This window comes from Flavobacterium caeni, from assembly GCF_900101895.1.
Taxonomy (GTDB): Bacteria; Bacteroidota; Bacteroidia; order Flavobacteriales; family Flavobacteriaceae; genus Flavobacterium; species Flavobacterium caeni.
Genome location: NZ_FMVF01000005.1, coordinates 32,256 through 50,423 on the forward strand (window position 1 = coordinate 32,256; position 18,168 = coordinate 50,423).

At 49.6% G+C, this 18,168-nt stretch carries 17 protein-coding genes, 1 tRNA gene and 1 pseudogene; 11 read left to right on the forward strand and 8 right to left on the reverse strand.

The window, feature by feature from the left end; genetic code table 11:
• The first annotated feature begins 87 nt into the window (after positions 1–87).
• The 4 genes and pseudogenes from BLP55_RS05685 (at position 88) to BLP55_RS05695 (ending at position 2,772) form a co-directional block, all read left to right on the forward strand.
• Positions 88–903, forward strand: a complete 816-nt coding sequence (locus BLP55_RS05685; RefSeq protein ID WP_091141376.1) for a hypothetical protein — start codon at positions 88–90, stop codon at positions 901–903.
• Between the two features lie 685 nt (positions 904–1,588).
• Positions 1,589–1,741 (forward strand): annotated as a pseudogene (locus BLP55_RS17435) (PEGA domain-containing protein); the annotation flags it as partial.
• Positions 1,742–1,801: 60 nt separating this feature from the next.
• The gene (locus BLP55_RS17265) at positions 1,802–2,206 is read left to right on the forward strand and encodes a hypothetical protein (protein ID WP_244503425.1); all 405 of its coding nucleotides are present in this window, start codon (positions 1,802–1,804) and stop codon (positions 2,204–2,206) included.
• A gap of 5 nt (positions 2,207–2,211) precedes the next feature.
• On the forward strand, positions 2,212–2,772 hold the full coding sequence (locus tag BLP55_RS05695; RefSeq protein ID WP_091141378.1) for a hypothetical protein: 561 nt from the start codon (positions 2,212–2,214) through the stop codon (positions 2,770–2,772).
• 122 nt (positions 2,773–2,894) lie between these two features.
• Here BLP55_RS05695 and BLP55_RS05700 read toward each other — a convergent pair whose 3' ends face one another.
• The 3 genes from BLP55_RS05700 to BLP55_RS05710 form a co-directional block, all read right to left on the reverse strand.
• Positions 2,895–4,922, reverse strand: a complete 2,028-nt coding sequence (locus BLP55_RS05700; protein ID WP_091141379.1) for a M3 family metallopeptidase — start codon at positions 4,920–4,922, stop codon at positions 2,895–2,897.
• 425 nt (positions 4,923–5,347) lie between these two features.
• On the reverse strand, positions 5,348–5,830 hold the full coding sequence (purE, locus tag BLP55_RS05705; RefSeq protein WP_091141380.1) for a 5-(carboxyamino)imidazole ribonucleotide mutase: 483 nt from the start codon (positions 5,828–5,830) through the stop codon (positions 5,348–5,350).
• A 157-nt stretch (positions 5,831–5,987) separates the two neighbouring features.
• Positions 5,988–7,136, reverse strand: a complete 1,149-nt coding sequence (locus BLP55_RS05710; RefSeq protein WP_091141381.1) for a 5-(carboxyamino)imidazole ribonucleotide synthase — start codon at positions 7,134–7,136, stop codon at positions 5,988–5,990.
• A 213-nt stretch (positions 7,137–7,349) separates the two neighbouring features.
• Here BLP55_RS05710 and BLP55_RS05715 point away from each other — a divergent pair, with 213 nt between their 5' ends.
• Positions 7,350–7,790, forward strand: a complete 441-nt coding sequence (locus BLP55_RS05715) for an SRPBCC family protein (protein ID WP_091141382.1) — start codon at positions 7,350–7,352, stop codon at positions 7,788–7,790.
• A 212-nt stretch (positions 7,791–8,002) separates the two neighbouring features.
• Positions 8,003–8,085: transfer RNA gene (locus BLP55_RS05720), tRNA-Leu, on the forward strand.
• Positions 8,086–8,118: 33 nt separating this feature from the next.
• Here the strand turns inward: BLP55_RS05720 and BLP55_RS05725 are convergent.
• The 3 genes from BLP55_RS05725 to BLP55_RS05735 are packed head-to-tail and all read right to left on the reverse strand — an operon-like array spanning position 8,119 to position 10,457.
• A complete protein-coding gene (locus BLP55_RS05725; protein ID WP_091141383.1) occupies positions 8,119–8,568 on the reverse strand; it encodes a hypothetical protein in 450 nt (149 codons plus the stop codon).
• 45 nt (positions 8,569–8,613) lie between these two features.
• Positions 8,614–9,156, reverse strand: a complete 543-nt coding sequence (locus tag BLP55_RS05730) for a hypothetical protein (protein ID WP_244503426.1) — start codon at positions 9,154–9,156, stop codon at positions 8,614–8,616.
• 50 nt (positions 9,157–9,206) lie between these two features.
• The gene (locus tag BLP55_RS05735) at positions 9,207–10,457 is read right to left on the reverse strand and encodes a PQQ-dependent sugar dehydrogenase (protein WP_091141385.1); all 1,251 of its coding nucleotides are present in this window, start codon (positions 10,455–10,457) and stop codon (positions 9,207–9,209) included.
• Between the two features lie 168 nt (positions 10,458–10,625).
• Here BLP55_RS05735 and hpt point away from each other — a divergent pair, with 168 nt between their 5' ends.
• The 4 genes from hpt to obgE all read left to right on the forward strand — a co-directional run bounded on the left by hpt (position 10,626) and on the right by obgE (position 14,288).
• Positions 10,626–11,156 (forward strand): hypoxanthine phosphoribosyltransferase, encoded by a 531-nt coding sequence (gene hpt / locus BLP55_RS05740; protein WP_091141386.1) that lies wholly within the window; start codon positions 10,626–10,628, stop codon positions 11,154–11,156.
• Between the two features lie 32 nt (positions 11,157–11,188).
• A complete protein-coding gene (locus BLP55_RS05745; RefSeq protein ID WP_091141387.1) occupies positions 11,189–11,761 on the forward strand; it encodes an adenylate kinase in 573 nt (190 codons plus the stop codon).
• Between the two features lie 169 nt (positions 11,762–11,930).
• Positions 11,931–13,205: a hemolysin family protein gene (locus tag BLP55_RS05750; protein ID WP_091141388.1), complete on the forward strand. Its 1,275-nt coding sequence runs from the start codon at positions 11,931–11,933 to the stop codon at positions 13,203–13,205.
• Positions 13,206–13,283: 78 nt separating this feature from the next.
• Complete coding sequence (gene obgE, locus BLP55_RS05755) at positions 13,284–14,288, forward strand: GTPase ObgE (RefSeq protein WP_091141389.1); 1,005 nt, start codon at positions 13,284–13,286, stop codon at positions 14,286–14,288.
• Here obgE and BLP55_RS05760 read toward each other — a convergent pair.
• Complete coding sequence (locus tag BLP55_RS05760) at positions 14,285–15,193, reverse strand: mechanosensitive ion channel family protein (RefSeq protein WP_211516814.1); 909 nt, start codon at positions 15,191–15,193, stop codon at positions 14,285–14,287. The genes obgE and BLP55_RS05760 overlap by 4 nt on opposite strands.
• 306 nt (positions 15,194–15,499) lie before the next feature.
• Between BLP55_RS05760 and BLP55_RS05765 the strand changes: the two genes are divergently transcribed.
• Entirely contained in the window at positions 15,500–17,650 is a 2,151-nt protein-coding gene (locus BLP55_RS05765) for a S46 family peptidase (protein ID WP_091141390.1), read from the forward strand.
• A gap of 50 nt (positions 17,651–17,700) precedes the next feature.
• Here the strand turns inward: BLP55_RS05765 and BLP55_RS05770 are convergent, their stop codons facing one another.
• Positions 17,701–18,162: a GNAT family N-acetyltransferase gene (locus BLP55_RS05770; protein WP_091141391.1), complete on the reverse strand. Its 462-nt coding sequence runs from the start codon at positions 18,160–18,162 to the stop codon at positions 17,701–17,703.
• Between the last annotated feature and the right edge of the window lie 6 nt (positions 18,163–18,168).

Consider the following 18,168-nt stretch of genomic DNA (forward strand, 5'->3'; position numbering starts at 1 on the left):
TCAAATGCAAAGGTCTTTTTAACAGCATTTTTTGTGATTTTTTCAACCGATTCGCGTCCTTATTAACAGATTGATTAAATTTACACAATGACACTACCCAAGCGGCTTTTCGATTTTTACCTGCGGAGCAGTTTGCACGTGGCGCTGGCGGTTTATGCGCTGATCCGCATCACCGAATTGATTTTTTATTTGCCGCCGAATCCTTACGTGTCGTGGTTTGGTTTTTTCGGGACGGTTGTTGGGTACAATTTCGTCAAATACGACGCCATCGCAAGATCGGGAAAGCCAAAGATGGGCTTGCAGATGAAGGCGTTCATCGGCGTTAGTTTTGTCGCTTTTTGGGGTGCTGTTTATTGCTTTTTTCACCTTGGCTTACTTACGCAAATTGTTTCTGGACTTTGTTTGTTAGTGACGGCATTTTACACCTTGCCGTTTTTTCCGAACAAAACCAACGCGCGCAGTTGGTCGGGGCTCAAGATTTACATCGTCGCGTTGTGCTGGGTGGGCGTGACCGTGGCGCTTCCGGTATGCGATGCGGGTATTGTTTTGACCTCAGATTTTGTGCTGGTTTGCATCAAGCGGTTTATTCTGGTCGTCGTATTGTTGTTCATTTTCGAAATCATTGATTTGGCGTGGGACGATCCGCACCTCAAGACCGTGCCTCAGCAAATAGGGATCACCAACACCAAACGGCTCGGCGTTTTTTTGCTGATAGTTTTTCTGCTGCTTGAATTGTTCCAAATGAACGATAGCCTGCCGCGGTTTGTAATCAGCACGGTCATTATCGTGTTGACGAGCACTTTTTTGTTTTTAGCACATCCCAAGCGCCCGCCGTATTACACATCGTTTTGGGTCGAATCGGTTCCCGTCATTTGGTGTATTTTACTGTTGCTGTTGGATTAGGCGTTACCGGCGCTCGATTTTTTTAACGCGTATTGTGTTTTGCCTCGGACCAAAAAAGAATGTCGCTGCGCTCTGAACTATTAGGGGCTAACGCAGGCTCTGTAAATAGTGTTGTTTCGGGCATAACGCCAGAAATTCAAAACGTTGATACAAAAGCCAACATTTTTGCACCTGTCCGCATCTGGTTTTGGATCCCTTCGATATAAGGGGTCGAACAAAACCCTCTCATATCTTGCGCTGTCTTTAATGAAGTACATTCCAAAACGCCGTACGTTGATTTCGTTATCGAAAAAGTTTCATTCAAATTATTTGACTGAACGGACCTTTTGGAATTGTACCGTCAACCGCCCGTCATAAAAGTTATAGGCCTTTTTTAAGGAAACATACCGCACGCCACATGATCATATTTGATCGATAGGGGCAGTGATTTTGTCTTGGCCGATTTTTCAAAGCATAGTAAAAAGAGGTCAATGGATTGCTGTTTCCGAACCGAGATCAACTAGTTGTTTTCTGGATAAATATTGGTGAAAACCCTACGGCGGCCAAAACTTCCGGGTGTAAATTTGGAAAATCTAAACAAAGTCTGCATATTTGAAAAATCTAAACAAATAATCAAATTTAACTAAAAACCCTAGCAATGAAACTAAAACTCACATCACTTTTATTATTACTTCTGACATTTTCAATGCACGCACAAACGGTGAAGATAAGCGCATCGGAGCCCGACGCAACGATTATCGTAAACGGACAAAAAGTCGGGCACGGTAATTATAAACTGGGCCTTGACAAAAAGGAATGTTATAAAATCAAGGTCGAAAAACCCGGGTTTTTAAGATATGAGTCAACGGTTTGTGGCCGAAAAGCGGGTCCGGAAGCGCCAAAAAGCCTCTATTTTGAGATGAAAGCAGACGATGCCGAGGAAGCATCCATCAAAACCGACCAGGCAAACGTTGACTTTGAAATAGAAGTAAACAGTGATTTGGAAGTTACCGAAGCGTGGAAACTCACGACGCAAATCGTGACCGATTATTTTGACGCAATCGAAGTCAGCGACAAAGAGACATCCTACTTGCGCACGGCATGGAGCGTGCAATCGTTCCAGCAAAATACCATTCGGACACGTTTGATCATCAAGTTGTCAAAATCGAATCCGCTTACATTTAAAGTCAAATTGAACAGCGAGTTTTCCGGCACAAACGGCACGAGTGTCAAAGCTGATGAGCAGTTCCGCGATTGGGACAGGATTTTGCGCAAATACAAAAATGTCATTTCAGATTTTTCGACACGCTTGGCTAAGAAGTAAGCGATATGAAAAAGATATATTTTCTTTTCGCCGTGCTTTCCGCGTTCGTATTGCGCGCGCAAGATTCGGGAAAATTCCGCACCGACATCGAACTCGGATATGCCATCCAATCGGGAGCAAACGGTTATTTGTTTTCGATCGAGCCCAAATTCAATATCGCAGAAGACATGAATGTGGGGCTACGTATCACATCGACTTATTTTAACACAAGCGTATTCGATCCGGCTTATTTGGAACAATCCGATGTCAATTCGGGTTCGATTGCTGTTGGTGGTACTTTCGACTATTATTTCGACGACCTTACAGGTGGTTCATTCACGCCATACGCTGGGGCAGGATTGCAGTATTCAGTACTGAGTAACGATTATACCAACGATGCCGAAGGTAAGTTTGGCGGTTTGGTGCGTGCAGGATTCGAGTGGGGGAAATTGCGCGTCGGGGCAGAATACAATGTGATTCCAAATTCAAACTATAGCGATTTTTATGGCACCGGTACTGCCTATAACGCAACGAACAGCTACATCGGTATTACGGTGGGCGTTTTTATAGGTGGAGGAAGATGGTAAAAATGTTTGGGCCGGTGCTATCCCGCCGCCGGCCCAAATTTTTTTGTTTTAATCCGCTTCGATTGGCTTGCCAACGATCGCTTCGATAGCGTGAACGGCTGGCTAATGGATAAGGTTCAGCATTACAATAAACCCGCACGCTTGAGCAACGCGTCCACCTTCGGCTCCTTTCCGCGGAACCGTTTGTACAACACCATCGGATGTTCGGTGCCGCCTTTCGACAAAATATTTTCCTTGAATTTTGTGGCCACTTCGGTGTTGAAGATGCCATTTTCCTGAAAGTATTCGAACGCGTCGGCATCCAAAACCTCGGCCCATTTGTAGCTGTAATAGCCCGATGAATATCCGCCTTGAAAGATGTGCGAAAAAGAAGTGCTCATCGCATTTTCGGCTACATCGGGATACAATTTGGTCGAAGCGAACTGGGCTTCCTCGAACGCCTTCAAATCTACAATCGCGGTCGGATCCTGTCCGTGCCAACCCATGTCCAAAAGGCCAAAACTCAGTTGACGCAACGTGGCCATTCCTTGTTGGAAACTAGCGCTTTCCTTGATTTTGGTGATGTATTCTTGTGGTATGACCTCGCCCGTTTGATAGTGCTTGGCGAACAACGCAAGCGCCTCTGGCTCGTAACACCAATTCTCGAAAATCTGGCTTGGCAATTCAACAAAATCCCAGTACACGCTGGTTCCCGACAGGTTAGGGTAGGTGGTGTTGGCGAGCATCCCGTGCAGCGCGTGACCAAATTCGTGGAACAAAGTAGTCACTTCGTTGAACGTCAAAAGCGACGGCTTGGTCTCGGTAGGCTTGGTAAAATTGCACACGATCGACACATGCGGACGCTCGTTGCTCGCGCCAACGATGTACTGCGATTTGAACGACGTCATCCACGCGCCGTTGCGTTTGCCCTTGCGCGGGAAAAAGTCGGCATAGAAAATCGCGACGAGTTGGCCCGTGACGTCCTTGACCTCATAGGTCATTACATCTTCATGGTATTTGTCGATGTCGTTGATCTGGTTGAACGTGAGCCCAAACAGTTTGTGGGACACGGTAAACGCCCCTTCCAACACATTTTCGAGTTTGAAATATGGCTTGAGTTTCTCGTCGTCCAGGTTGAAACGTTGCTGCTTGAGCTTTTCCGAATAGTAGGCGCCGTCCCATTTTTCAAGTCGGTCGATGCCGTCGGTGTCTTTCGCGAACTGCTCGAGCTCGGCAAATTCACGCTCGGCGGCCGGCTTGGCTTTCTCGAGTAAATCCTGCAAAAACGATTTGACTTTCGCCGGGCTTTCGGCCATACGCTCTTCCAAAACAAAGTGCGCATGCGTGTCGTAGCCGAGCAACTGCGCGCGCTCGTGGCGTAATTTTGCAATTTTCAATACAATTTCGCGGTTGTCGCGCGTGTTGCCGCGAAACGCTTTCGCGCCGTTGGCGATCGCCATCTTTTTGCGCAGTTCGCGATCGTCTGCATAAGTCACAAATGGGATGTAACTTGGGTAATCCAAAGTGAAAACCCAGCCGTCCTTGTCACGTGATTTGGCTTCTTCTTTGGCCGCTTCGACAATGCCTTCGGGTAAGCCAGACAGTTGTTGGTCGTCGGCAATATGGAGTTCGAAATCGTGGGTTTCCTCCAACACGTTTTCGCCGAATTCGAGGCTCAGTTTCGAAAGCTCCTTGTCTATTTCGCGCAGTTTTTCCTTTTTGTCGTCGGGCAGGTTCGCGCCGTTTCGTGCAAAGCCTTTGTATTTTTTGTCGAGCAACATCGATTGTTCGGGCGTCAGGCGCAAATTCGATTTTTGGTCGTAAACCGATTTGACGCGCGCAAATAATTCAGGGTTCAAGCGAATGTCGTTCGAGAATTCACTGAGCATCGGCGATACTTCCTGCGCTATTTTCTGGATCTCGTCGTTGGTTTCTGCCGAATGCAGGTTAAAGAATATATTCGACACGCGGTCGAGCGTATCACCTGCAAACGACAGCGCTTCGATCGTGTTTTCGAACGTCGGCGGTGCGGGATTGTTGGCGATTTGCGTAATCTCGGCCTTGGCGCGCGCGATAGATTCTGTAAACGCGGGCAGGAAATCTTGGGTTTTGATTTGCGCGAACGGCGCGGTATCGTGTTTGGTGGCGAATTTGGAAAGTAGTGGATTCATTTTAATTTGAAAATGAGGTAATTTGAAAATTTGAAAATGTCAATCAAACCGACGAAGCCTAGTCTCGAGGTAGCTATATCCTCTGGGGTTTGCAAAACCTAAAAGCAAAGCAGACAGCAGGGTTGGAGCTCCAAATTTAGAGAAATTTGGGCGAATTGCCGGAGTGAATAGCTCCTAATAAATTGCAAAAATAATTGAAGATAAAAACAAAGGTTCGCAATCGGAGCGGCAAGGTTGGGCTTTCGAATTAAGAGCGCCTTTCTGAAAAACTTTAACAAAATTTCCAGATTTTCTGTATCGAAGTGTAAATTTTTTTCCGTTGGGAATAACCTTCATTGCCCCCTTCCCTACGAAGCGAAATTACCTTTTTTTAAAATACCTCCGTTACAGAAAAACTGTAAATATGGGCAACGCCAACCAAAAAGTTATTTCTTCAACTTCTCTGCAGCGTCAACCACCGCATTCTTCAACCCTTCCTTATACGAAACAATCTTATCCAAAACGGCCTTATCATGGCTGCCCAAAATTTGCGCCGCCAAAATCCCCGCATTTTTCGCGCCGTTCAAGGCTACGGTCGCCACAGGAACACCGCCCGGCATCTGAAGTATCGACAACACGCTGTCCCAACCATCAATCGAATTGCTCGACTTCACGGGCACGCCAATCACCGGCAACGGCGACATCGACGCCACCATACCCGGCAAATGCGCTGCGCCACCCGCTCCGGCAATGATCACCGAAATCCCACGCCGGTGCGCATTCTGGCTAAAATCAAACAGTTTTTCGGGCGTGCGGTGCGCCGACACAATATCCACTTCGGTCGCGATCCCAAACTGTTGCAGGATGTCGATCGCGTCTTGCATGACGGGCATGTCTGAGATGCTTCCCATGATGATGGCTACTTTCATTGGCTTGGTTTAATCGTTTAATTGTTTAATCGTTTGATCGTTTGGGCGTTCCGGCGGTTGGTATTTCTCGCTTTGATTGGCGTTTATTGGCCGCCGTCGCGCTGTCCGCTCTATCTTTTTCTCCGCTGCGCTTCGAAAAAGGATGCCGCTTCCATCGCTAACGCGGGCCCGCAATCACGCGGATCGTATTTTTTACTTCTTCGGCAATCTTCCGCGCTTGGGCCATATCCTGGTTCACGATCGTCACATGCCCCATTTTCCTAAACGGACGCGTCTCGCGTTTGCCATAAATGTGCGGCGTCACGCCATCGATGGCCATGATTTGTTCGATGTTTTCATACACCACATCGCCCGAAAAACCTTCGGCGCCCACCAGATTGACCATGATCCCGGCCACCTTGCTGTCGGTGTTGCCGAGCGGTAAATTCAAAATCGCACGCAAATGGTTTTCGAACTGCGACGTATAACTGGCCTCGATTGTATGGTGTCCCGAATTGTGCGGACGCGGTGCGACTTCATTGACCAATATTTCATCGTTTTCGGTCTGGAACATCTCGACGGCCAATAATCCAACGTGGTTGAACTTCTCCGAAACAGCCAACGCAATAGCACGTGCTTTTTCGGCGACTTTTTCGTCAATCCTCGCGGGGCAAATCACATATTCCACCTGATTCGCCTCGGGATGGAATTCCATTTCCACGACAGGATATGTCTTGATCTCGCCCGAAACATTGCGCGCCACAATCACCGACAATTCGTTCTTGAACGGGATCATCGATTCGGCAATACATTCGCCGTCGGGTAATCCGTCCAAGTCGGTCCAAGAACGCACCACTTTTACACCGTTGCCATCGTAACCGAACTCGGCGCTTTTCCAAACAAACGGGAACGGACTGGTGCTTTTTTTCAAATCGGCCATGCTCTCAAACCGCTGGTACGGCGCGGTGGGGATGTTGTTTTGCGCGTAAAAATCCTTTTGGCGGCCTTTGTGCTGTATTTGGCGTAGCGTTTTGGGCGAAGGATAAACCTTCAATCCCTCGGCTTCCAATTTTTCGAGCGCTTCAACATTGACGAGTTCGATCTCGAACGTCAGCACATCGACTTGTTTCCCAAAATGGTATACGGTGTCAAAATCGGTCAGGCTGCCTTGTACGAAATGGTTGCATGCAATGCGGCACGGCGCTTCGGGGCTCGGGTCGAGCACATAGGTTTGGATGTCGAATTTGCGCGTGTCATACAGCATCATCTTGCCAAGCTGTCCGCCGCCCAGGATGCCGAGTTTAAAATCCGAAGAAAAATAAGCCATAGTTGTTGTGTTGTGGCAAAGATAACCTTTTGGCGGCAAAATCGCCAGTTGTTTTGCTCCAAAAATAGCAGCTTTTGGGTGTCGCAATCCATCCCTTAATTTGACGGTATTGCACAAGGCCATGGTCTGCGAATTATGTAATTTTATCTACGGGTTTCAAAATAATAGTGGGCGCAAATAGTCCGAAATTCAATCCACAAAAAACACAACATCATGAAAACGATTCAAAAAACAAAGCAAATCAATGCCCCCAAGGAAAAAGTATGGAATGTACTGCTCGAAGACGCCCACAACCGCATCTGGATGACCGAATTCATGGAAGGCGCCCACGCACAAACCGATTGGATACAAGGCCACAAAGTGCGCTTCCTCGACAACGACAACAACGGAATCGTGGGTACCATCAAAAGCAAGCAACCCTATGACAAGATCGAAATGGTGTACGAGGGCGAAGTGCGCAACGGCGTCGACGATTTTGAAAGCGAAATGGGCCAGGCGATGAACGGGTCGCGCGAAAATTACTATCTTTCAGAAAACAATGGCGTCACCACGTTAAAGGTCGAGGTCGACATGGGCGAGGATTGGTACGATACCATGTCTGAGGCCTGGGACCGCGCACTGGTCAAGATCGACGATTTGTCGCTTTCGGTATAAAACCAAATTAAACCAAAATAATTACGGGAATCACCGCCAATTTGTTCCTGATCTACGCCTATCGCGATCGGTATGCTGGCGTGTTTGCGGTAAAATAACGGGTTGTTTTTGGCTAAAATAGCTGGTAATGAGCGCAAGGCCTCGCCAGAAAAATTAAATTTGCAAAGCCGTTTGTTTTACAAAAAATAGTAGTAGTTTTGTCGTCCCTGAATGCCCTAGTGGCGAAATTGGTAGACGCACTGTGTTCAGGTCGCAGCGCCTTATGGGTGTGCTGGTTCGAATCCAGTCTAGGGCACAAAAATAAAAGCCGCTCCACGAGCGGCTTTTTTTATTCCGAAATGATCTTGGTTGTCGTAATCGTAACCGTGTCGTCGGTTTCGGGGTCGTCATCGGCTGGCGTAACCACACCCGATTGCGTGTGCACCAAAACATTATTTCTGTAAATGTTCAGCGTGCATGTTTGGTCGGTTTCGGTATCGTTGATACATTTGGTCTGCAAATAAGCCGTTTCGGGCATTTGCGAAAAAAGCGCTACCAACGTCTTGTTCCAAGTGGTGTGTGAACCGTCCGGTCCCGGCGTGCCGTAAAACAAGTCGCCATCGCCCATTTTATAGCTGATTTGCGTAATCATGTCGGTCGATGCGGTCACTTCATACTTGACCTCTACGCCCACCGGTGGGCCAGGGACGATGATTTTGTCTTTGTCGTCGTTGTCGCTGCAGGCCTCCAGCAAAAAAACCGCGCCGAGCACCCATAATGTTGTTTTCAAAATTTTCATAGGATTCAATTTTTGCCAAATATCGGTAAAATTTGGCTTCAAAAATTACTTCTTCGCGATTTTGCGCAGCACTTCCTTGCAGGCCGCTTGGTAGGCCGCGGAATGTTCCGAGTAACCCATTTCGAGCACCACTTTCAGTTCGGGATATACCCAATTTTGCCAACGTCCCGTGTGCACCAACGCGCGCATGGCATACGCTTTGGCGGCGACTTTGGCATCGCTTATCAACCAATCGAAACACGCTTCGGTGATTTTTTTGAGCTGGTTTTCAGATAAAAAATCCATCGTTTTGGTATGATGCGCCGCGGCAAACAGGCAAATCTTTGACATCGACCGGACGGCGCCATCCCGCTTGAGTTGGGGCAATACATCGCAAAATTGGTCAAGAAAGGGCGTGAGCCAACCGATATGGCGTTCCATGACGAGTTCGAGAATCCAGCACGCCTTGTGGTGGTGTTGGTCGGATGGGTCTAACGCCACGGCGATCAAATCGTCGAGTAGGTGGGGATTGTCGAACACCAAACCCGACAACTGGTCGCGAATCGGACGGTGGGCGGTGCTTCGTGCAATGCGTTGGTAGAAATGCATATCCATAGTTAGGTCGAACAAATGCAATATACAAATCCCGCGCGAATCGGTTATCGCTCGGCCGAAATTTGCCAAATCGTATTGCTTCCGTCGTCAGAAACCAACAACGATCCGTCGTGCAAGACCATGACGCAAACCGGTCGCCCGTACACTTCGGCGCGGTCGGCGTTGGCTACGAAACCGGTCAAAAAATCCTGCGGTGCACCCGACGGCTTGCCGTCCTTGAACGGTACAAAAAGCACTTTGTAACCCGAAATGTTGGCGCGGTTCCAAGAGCCGTGCTGCCCTACAAAAGCGCCGCTCCGATAGCCCGACGGGAAAGCGTCTTTTGTGTAAAAAGCCACGCTGAGCGATGCGGTGTGCGAACCTACCGGCACGTCGGGAACGATGGATTGCTCGACCAAATCTGGCCGTTGCCCCTCGAGCCTTGGATCGACAATTTGGCCAAAGTAGGCGTAAGGCCAGCCGTAAAATCCGCCGCGTTGGACGCTTGTGATGTAGTCGGGTACCAGGTCGTCGCCCAGTCCGTCGCGCTCGTTGACGGCAGTCCACAGCTCGCCGTTTACAGGATTCCAGTCTACCCCGACGGGATTGCGCAGCCCGCTCGCATACAATTTTTCGCCCGAACCGTCGGGGTTGATCTCGAGTATGCAGGCACGGCGCACCTCGTGCTGCATGCCGTTCTCGCCCACGTTGCTGCCCGAGCCCACGGTCACATAAATCTTGGAACCGTCTTTGGCGGCGAGCAAATTACGCGTCCAATGGTTGTTGTAGCCGCCCGCGGGCAAATCGAGTATTTTTTGGCCTTTGGCCGTGAGCTTGAGTTCGTTTTGGTACGGATATCGGTACAATCCGTTGGTGTTGGCTACATAAAAATGATTGTCGAGCACCAAGATCCCAAAAGGGCGGTTGAGGTTTTTGAGAAAGGTTTCGCGCGTTTCGTAATGGCCGTCCTTGTCTTTGTCGCGGAACACGACGATTTGATCGGCAAACGAATCCGAGACAAAAATGTCGAGATTGGGCGCTTGGTAAATCCACCGGCAGCGCTCGAAGTCCTCGGCGAATTTGGTTACTTTGAATCCTTTAGGAGCAATCGGTTTGTGCCCGTTCCAGTCTACCATGCTGCTGCGTTTGGTGGTCGAGGCCGTGGCATAAGGCGCGGGCAAAGTAAAATCGCCGATGGCCGTCTTGACGGTTTGCGCCGTCTTGCCGGGCCTTTCGCTTGTTGATTTTTTGGCCTGGCCGTTGCAGGCGTTGGCAACAAGGGCCAGCAAAAGTATTGTTCTGATCGTGTAATTCATCGCGTTGTTGTTGTCGCTTAAAATTAGCGAATTAGAAAAAGCGCAGCGAATCGACGCGCCAATAATAAGACACATTTAACACAAACAAAAAATCGAATTAACTGGCGGCAAGGTATCGGCAACCGAACGATAATACCTATATTTGCACCTTATTCCAAAAGCGAAACCGTGATACAACTCCACGATAAACAGTTTGTTCCGTTCATCTCGGCGCAAGAAATCGATTTTGCGATTGCCGAAATGGCGCACCACGTCGAGGCCGACTTTGCCGACGAAACCCCGATTTTTGTAGGGATCCTCAACGGCGCATTCATGGTCGTTTCCGATTTCATGAAACACTACAGCCATCCGTGCGAAGTGAGTTTCATCAAAATGGCGTCTTATGAAGGCACTGAATCGTCGGGTGCGGTCAAGCAACTCATCGGTTTGAACCAGGATTTGGCGGGCCGCAGCGTGGTCATCATCGAAGACATCATCGACACGGGCAACACCATCGAAGAACTCAAGGCGCTGTTCAAACAACAAAACGTCAAGCATTTCAAGATCGCGACGCTGTTCTTCAAACCCGAGGCCTACAAAAAAGACATCAAGATCGATTACGTCGGCATCCGCATCCCCAACAAATTTATCGTCGGCTATGGGCTCGACTACAATGGGCTCGGACGCAATTTGCCCGAGGTCTATCAACTCCACGAATAGAGAATAATCAATAACAATAAACAATAAAAAACGTGATCAACATCGTTTTGTTCGGCAAGCCCGGCGCGGGAAAAGGTACCCAGGCAGAATTCCTCAAAGAAAAATACAACCTTGTGCATTTGTCCACCGGCGATATTTTTCGTCACAACATCAAGAACGGCACCGAGCTCGGCAAGACGGCCAAGGCCATCATCGACCGCGGCGATTTGGTGCCCGACGAAATCACGACCAACATGCTCAAGGATGCCGTAGACCAAAACCCAAACGCGAACGGATTCTTGTTCGACGGTTACCCGCGCACCATTGCGCAGGCCGAAGCGTTGGATCAAATTTTGGCCGATAAAAATTCTTCGAACACCGCGACCATTGCGCTCGAAGCCGACGACGAAATCCTTGTGCAACGTTTGCTCGAACGCGGCAAAACCAGCGGACGCGCCGACGACCAGGACGAAGAAAAAATCCGCAACCGCTACCAGGAATACAACGAGAAGACCGCGCCGCTGATCGACTATTACACCGCGCAGGGCAAGTTCCACGCGGTGAACGGTATCGGTTCGATTGCCGAAATTACCGAGCGTTTGAGCAACGTCATCGATAATTTATAGGAGCTTTTTCCGGCTGTACGCTGCAAACGAAGTTCACTGAACACAATGTAAAATATTAGCTTAGTGAAGTAATCTTTTTTGCGGTTTTATTTCGACTGAAAGGACAAATCTCATGGCAAAAAAGGATATCCGCTTCCATCCGGGCTAGGGCCCGTCCTAAACCAGAACAATGGAAATACTCATCATATTATTCCTGATCATCCTCAACGGCGTCTTTTCGATGTCCGAAATCGCTTTGATTTCGGCGCGCAAGAACCGTTTGGAGAATGCCGCCAAAAAAGGCAGCGCATCGGCCAGGACCGCGCTCGATTTGGCCAATTCGCCCAACAAATTTTTGTCGACGGTGCAAATCGGCATTACGCTGATCGGGATTTTGACGGGTATCTTTTCGGGCGACAAAATCACGACCGACGTCCAGACTTTCGTCGAAGGTTTTGCGGCGCTCAAACCTTATGCCGAGTCGATTGCCGTGGGCGTGGTGGTCGTGATCCTGACCTTTTTCTCGCTCGTTTTGGGCGAGCTTTTGCCCAAACGCATCGGGCTCAACTATCCCGAGAAAATCGCCAAGTCGGTCGCCATTCCCATGAAATGGGTGTCTATCGTGACCGCGCCGTTCATTTGGCTGCTTACCGTTTCGACCGAATTTTTGCTCAAGGTGTTCATGATCAAACCATCGGCCGAAGGAAAAGTCACCGAAGAAGAGATCAAGGCCATCATCAAGGAAGGCACCGAGGGCGGCGAAATCCAAGAGATCGAACAGGACATCGTAGAGCGCGTGTTCCACATCGGCGACCGCAAGGTCAACTCGCTCATGACGCACCGCAAGTCGGTGGTGTTCCTGCCGCTGGGCGCCGACAAACAAACCGTACGCGATTTGATGCTCAAGGAACTCCATTCGATTTATCCCGTATACAAAGACAACCACGACGATATTGTGGGCGTCGTGAACCTCAAGAACATCTTTGCGCATTTCGAGGAACAGAATTTCTCGCTCGCGCAAATCATGACCGATCCGCCGTTCATCATCGAACACACCACGGCCTACAAGGCGCTCGAGAATTTTAAGACCAGCGGTATCCATTATGCGTTTGTTTCGGACGAATACGGCGTGTTTCATGGCATCATTACGCTCAACGATATTTTGGAGGCGCTCGTGGGCGATGCGGCCGAATTTTACAAAGACGACTTCAAGCTTGTCGCCCGCGAAGACGGCACCTGGCTGGTGGACGGGCACTATTCGCTGCACGATTTCCTGACGTTTTTTGAACTCGACGAACTCATGAACGATTACGAGGTGAACACCGTGAGCGGGCTCATCATGACCGAACTCTCGCACATCCCCAAGGAAGGCGAAAAACTACGTTGGCAAAATTTCGAGCTCGAGGTCGTAGACATGGACGGCGTCAAGATCGACAAGGTCATCGTGCGGTCGCTTAAAGAATAGGGAATTGAGAGTCAAGAGTCAAGAGCCAGGATTCAGCGTCAAGAATAATTAATAATAATAAAGAATAAAGAATAATCAATGACAGAGGGCAATTTCGTCGACTACGTCAAAATATACGTCTCCTCCGGAAAAGGAGGAAAAGGCTCAACGCACCTGCACCGCGAGAAATTCATCGAAAAAGGCGGGCCCGATGGCGGCGACGGCGGCCGTGGCGGACACGTATACCTGGTAGGCAACAAAGGGCTCTGGACGTTGTTCCATCTTAAATTCGCCAAACACGTCAAGGCCGGACACGGTGGCGACGGCGGTTCGTCGCGTTCAACGGGTGCCGATGGCGAAGACCAATTCATCGAAGTACCGCTCGGAACAGTCGTACGCGACAAGGATTCCAACGAAATTTTATTTGAAATCACCGAAGATGGCGAAAAGAGAATCATAGCGCAGGGCGGCAAAGGCGGGCTCGGCAACTGGCATTTCCGCAGTGCGACAAACCAAACGCCGCGCTATTCGCAACCGGGGATGCCGTCCGAGGAGAAAGACATCGTGCTTGAGCTCAAAGTTTTGGCCGATGTGGGCTTGGTGGGTTTCCCGAACGCGGGCAAATCGACTTTACTTTCGGTATTGACGTCTGCAAAGCCCAAAATCGCCGATTATCCGTTTACGACGCTCAAACCCAACTTGGGGATCGTCGCCTACCGCGATTTCCAGTCGTTTGTGATTGCCGATATTCCAGGGATTATCGAGGGCGCGGCCGAAGGTAAAGGACTTGGGCATTACTTTTTGCGCCACATCGAACGCAATTCGGTGCTGTTGTTCCTGATTCCGGCCGATGCCGATGACATCAAAAAAGAATACGAAATCCTCATCGATGAATTGCGTCGTTACAATCCGGAGATTTTGGACAAGGAGCGCATGATTGTCATCTCCAAATCGGACATGCTCGACGACGAACTCAAATCGGAAATGAAAAAACAACTCGACAAGGAATTCAAAGGGTTGCCGTATTTGTTCATTTCGTCGGTCGCACAACAGGGCCTGACCGAGCTCAAGGACAAACTTTGGGCGATGCTCAATACGGCCTAACGATCGGTCGGTTTTTCTGCTACGTCGAGCATATCGCGTAAATTTTTCCCGCCTTTGATGCCAAAGTCGAGTGTGCGTACCGGAAACGGAATGCTGATGTCGTTTTCGTCATAGGCTTTCTTGATGCGCATGATGGCTTGACTTCCGACCTCTTTATAGGTTGCTTGTTCTGCGGTGTCGATCCATATCCGGATGCTGAAATTGATCGCGCTGTCGCCAAACGATTCGTAGAACAACGAAACTTCCTCGTGGGTAGAAATACCCGGAATGTCTTTTACGGCGTCGAGGGTGACGCGTTTTACCTTTTCGAGGTCTTCGCCATACGACACGCCCACCTCCAGATCAAAACGCCTTTTGTGCAGGTAGGAGTAGTTTTCGATGGGGTTCTGGAACACATCTTTGTTGGGAATCACGACCGTTTGGCCTTGGAAGGTTTCGACCACCGTGTCGCGCATGTTGATTTCCTTGATTTTGCCCATGTAGCTGCTCACCTTGACGATGTCGCCTACCTTGAGCGGACGGCGTACCGACATGAATACACCCGAGATGAAATTGGCCGCGATGTCCTGGAACGCGAACGCAAGTCCCAGGCCAAGAATACCCGCGCCTGCCAAGATCGAAGTCACGGCCTTGTCGAGCTTGAGGATCGACAGCACCGAAAAACAGGTAATCCCTATACAAACAAAATAAGTGGTCGAGGAAATCAAGTTGACGAGCGATGCGCTGTCGGTGGCCCTGCCCGCCAATCGTTTCGCGAACCGACGGACCGCTTGGGCCAGGAACAGTCCGAGCGCCATGACAATCGCCGCCAACACCAGGTTGGGCAACAGTCTAATCAGCCCGGTAATCCAGTGGCCGATTTTCTCTGAAATGATCTCGGAAAAAGAAGCGATGTCGATGTCCACGGCAGTTGGCGTTTGAAGATGTTACGGCAAGATACCAAAAAATTCAATCGTAGACAAACCGCGACAGCGATAGAAGCGGCATCCTTTTGCGTCGTTCCGTTCCGAAGGATCGGGACGACGCAAAAGATACAGCGGATAGCGCGGCCGTTCGCCCAAAACGTTAAAATCCGCTACATCGATTTCGCCTACTCCTAAAAATCAACTATATTCGCGCAGCAAAATAGAACGCCTAAAATTAAATTTGATGTAACAAATAAATTTTTCGCCGACTACTAGCGGGTATTAACTAATTTCAAACTTTGATTTATGAAGAAAATTATTGTTTCCCTGATTGCCGGGATCATGCTGTTGCCCATGAGTGCAAAGGCCGATGAGGGAATGTGGTTCCTGATGTTCATCGAACGCCTCAACCACCGCGACATGCAAAAGATGGGGCTGCAACTCACCGCCCAGGAGATTTACAGCATCAACAACCATTCTTTGAAAGATGCAATCGTTCAGTTTAATGGCGGCTGTACGGCCGAGATCATCTCGAAAGACGGTTTGATCCTGACCAACCACCACTGCGGTTACGATGCGATTGCCGAGCTGTCGTCGGAAAAAGACAACTACCTCAAAAATGGTTTTTGGGCCAAAGACCGCAAGGCCGAAATGAAGCCCAAGTCGCTGTTCGTGCGTTTCTTTGTGCGTATGGACGACGTGACCAAGCGCATCCTGTCTAAGGTAAACGACAAAATGACCGAAGCCGAAAGAGGCAAGGCGATCCAGCAAGAAATGGCGTTGATCGAAAAGGAGAACAACGAGGGCGGCAAGTATGTCGTATCGGTTCGTCCGTTCTTTCAAGGAAACGAATACTACTACTTTGTGTACCAGGATTTCAAGGATGTTCGTTTGGTAGGTACGCCGCCAGAAAGCATCGGTAAATTTGGTGGCGACACCGACAACTGGGAGTGGCCGCGCCACACCGGCGATTTCTCGATGTTCCGCGTGTATGCCGACAAAGACGGCAACCCGGCCGAGTATTCAGAAAACAACGTGCCGTTGCACCCGAAACACCACTTGCCGGTGAACATGAAGGGTGTCAAAGAAAACGACTACGCGATGATCTTGGGCTACCCGGGTCGCACCAACCGTTGGATGCCTGCGGGCGGCATCGACCAGAACGTCAACTATGCGTATCCTGCATGGGTTGAAGGCGCCAAAACCGGAATGGACAACATGAAGCGCCACATGGAGAAAGACGAAAAAGTCAACCTCATGTATGCGTCCAAATATGCGCAAACCGCCAACTACTGGAAAAACCGTCAGGGTATGATCGACGCGCTTACCAAGCACGGTACGGCCAAGACCAAGGCGGGGCAGGAGGCCAAATTCAACACTTGGGCAAACAAAGCCGAGAACAAGGAGAAGTACGGCAACGTGGTGTCTACGATCAACAATTTCTACAGCAAAACCAACATCAAGTCGCGCCACGACAACTATGCAACGCAAATGATCCGTACGGCGTCTTATGCCCTGCAACCGCAAACGTTGGGCAATGCCTTGATGGGGTACTACAAAGAAAACGACGCCAAACGCGCCGAGATGTTGCCTAAGATCCAGGAGCAAATCGAAGCGGTATACGGCGAGTTTTATGCGCCGGCCGAAAGAGACATCTTTGCCGCGCAATTGGGGCTGTATGCGTCCAAAGCGGCCGAGTACGGTTTGGCGCCGATGGTGGCCGAACTTAAAGCCAAAAACGGTGGCAACTTCCTGCCGTGGGTAGCCGACGCGACGTCGAAAAGTATTTTTGCATCGAAGGAATCGCTCGAGGCGTTCATGAAAAATCCGAAGCCAGAGGCCATTGCCATCGATCCGTTGTACTTGATTTCGAACGACATCATCACGCACTTCCGCAAAAAATCAGACGAGCAGGCGCAGCTGGAGAACGATTTCGGCAAGGCGTTCCGCAACCTGGTCGAAGGTTTGCGCGAGTCGAAACTCAACGCGATCCAATACCCGGACGCCAACTCGACGCTGCGTTTGACTTACGGTAAAGTACGTTCGTTGCCGGCAGACAAGCGCAACGATGCCAAGATCAACAACTACACCACCATGGAAGGCATGGTCAAGAAGTACAAAAAAGGCGATGCCGAGTTCGATTTGCCGACGCGAATCCTCGACATGAACAAAAGCAAAGACTTCGGGCCTTATGTCGATAAAGACGGCTCGATGCACGTCAACTTCCTGACCGACAATGATATTACAGGTGGTAACTCGGGGTCACCGGTGCTCAACGGCAAAGGCGAACTCATCGGTTTGGCGTTCGACGGCAACATCGAGGCGATGGCCGGAGACGTGATCTTCGACAAAAACCTGCAAAGAACCATCAACGTAGACATCCGTTACGTACTTTGGGTAATCGACAGATTCTCGGGCGCAAAACACATCGTAGACGAGATGACCCTCGTGAAATAATTTTTTCAAAAGAGATGAAAACCGACTTGGGCAACCAGGTCGGTTTTTTTTTACATGGTTTTTTCCATCCTGAAGTTGATCAATTCTACGCCGCGCAGCAGGTTGTGTTGTTGCGCGAGCACCTTGAACCCCGATTTTTCAAAAAAAGGTTTGGCGGTAATACTGACTTCCGACCAAATTTTTCGCGTACCGGCACGCTGCGCCTGCGACTCGATTTGACTCAGGATACGGTAGGCGATGCCTTGGCGTTGGTGGTCTTTGTGGACGTAAAACAAGTCGATGTATTGGTCGTCGAGCAATGTCCCGTAGCCGATAATTTTGTTGTTCTTTTCGGCCAATACGACCATTTGTTCGCGCAAGATCTTTTCCCAACGCGCCGTGTTGGCAACCGAAGACGTCCAAACGCCGATTTGCTCGGGCGTGTAGTCGGCGTTACAAACCGATTGGATCGTATCGACGTACAGCTTTTGCATTTCGGGCAAATCGTTTGGCGTGGCCATTCTCATTCTCATGTTCGC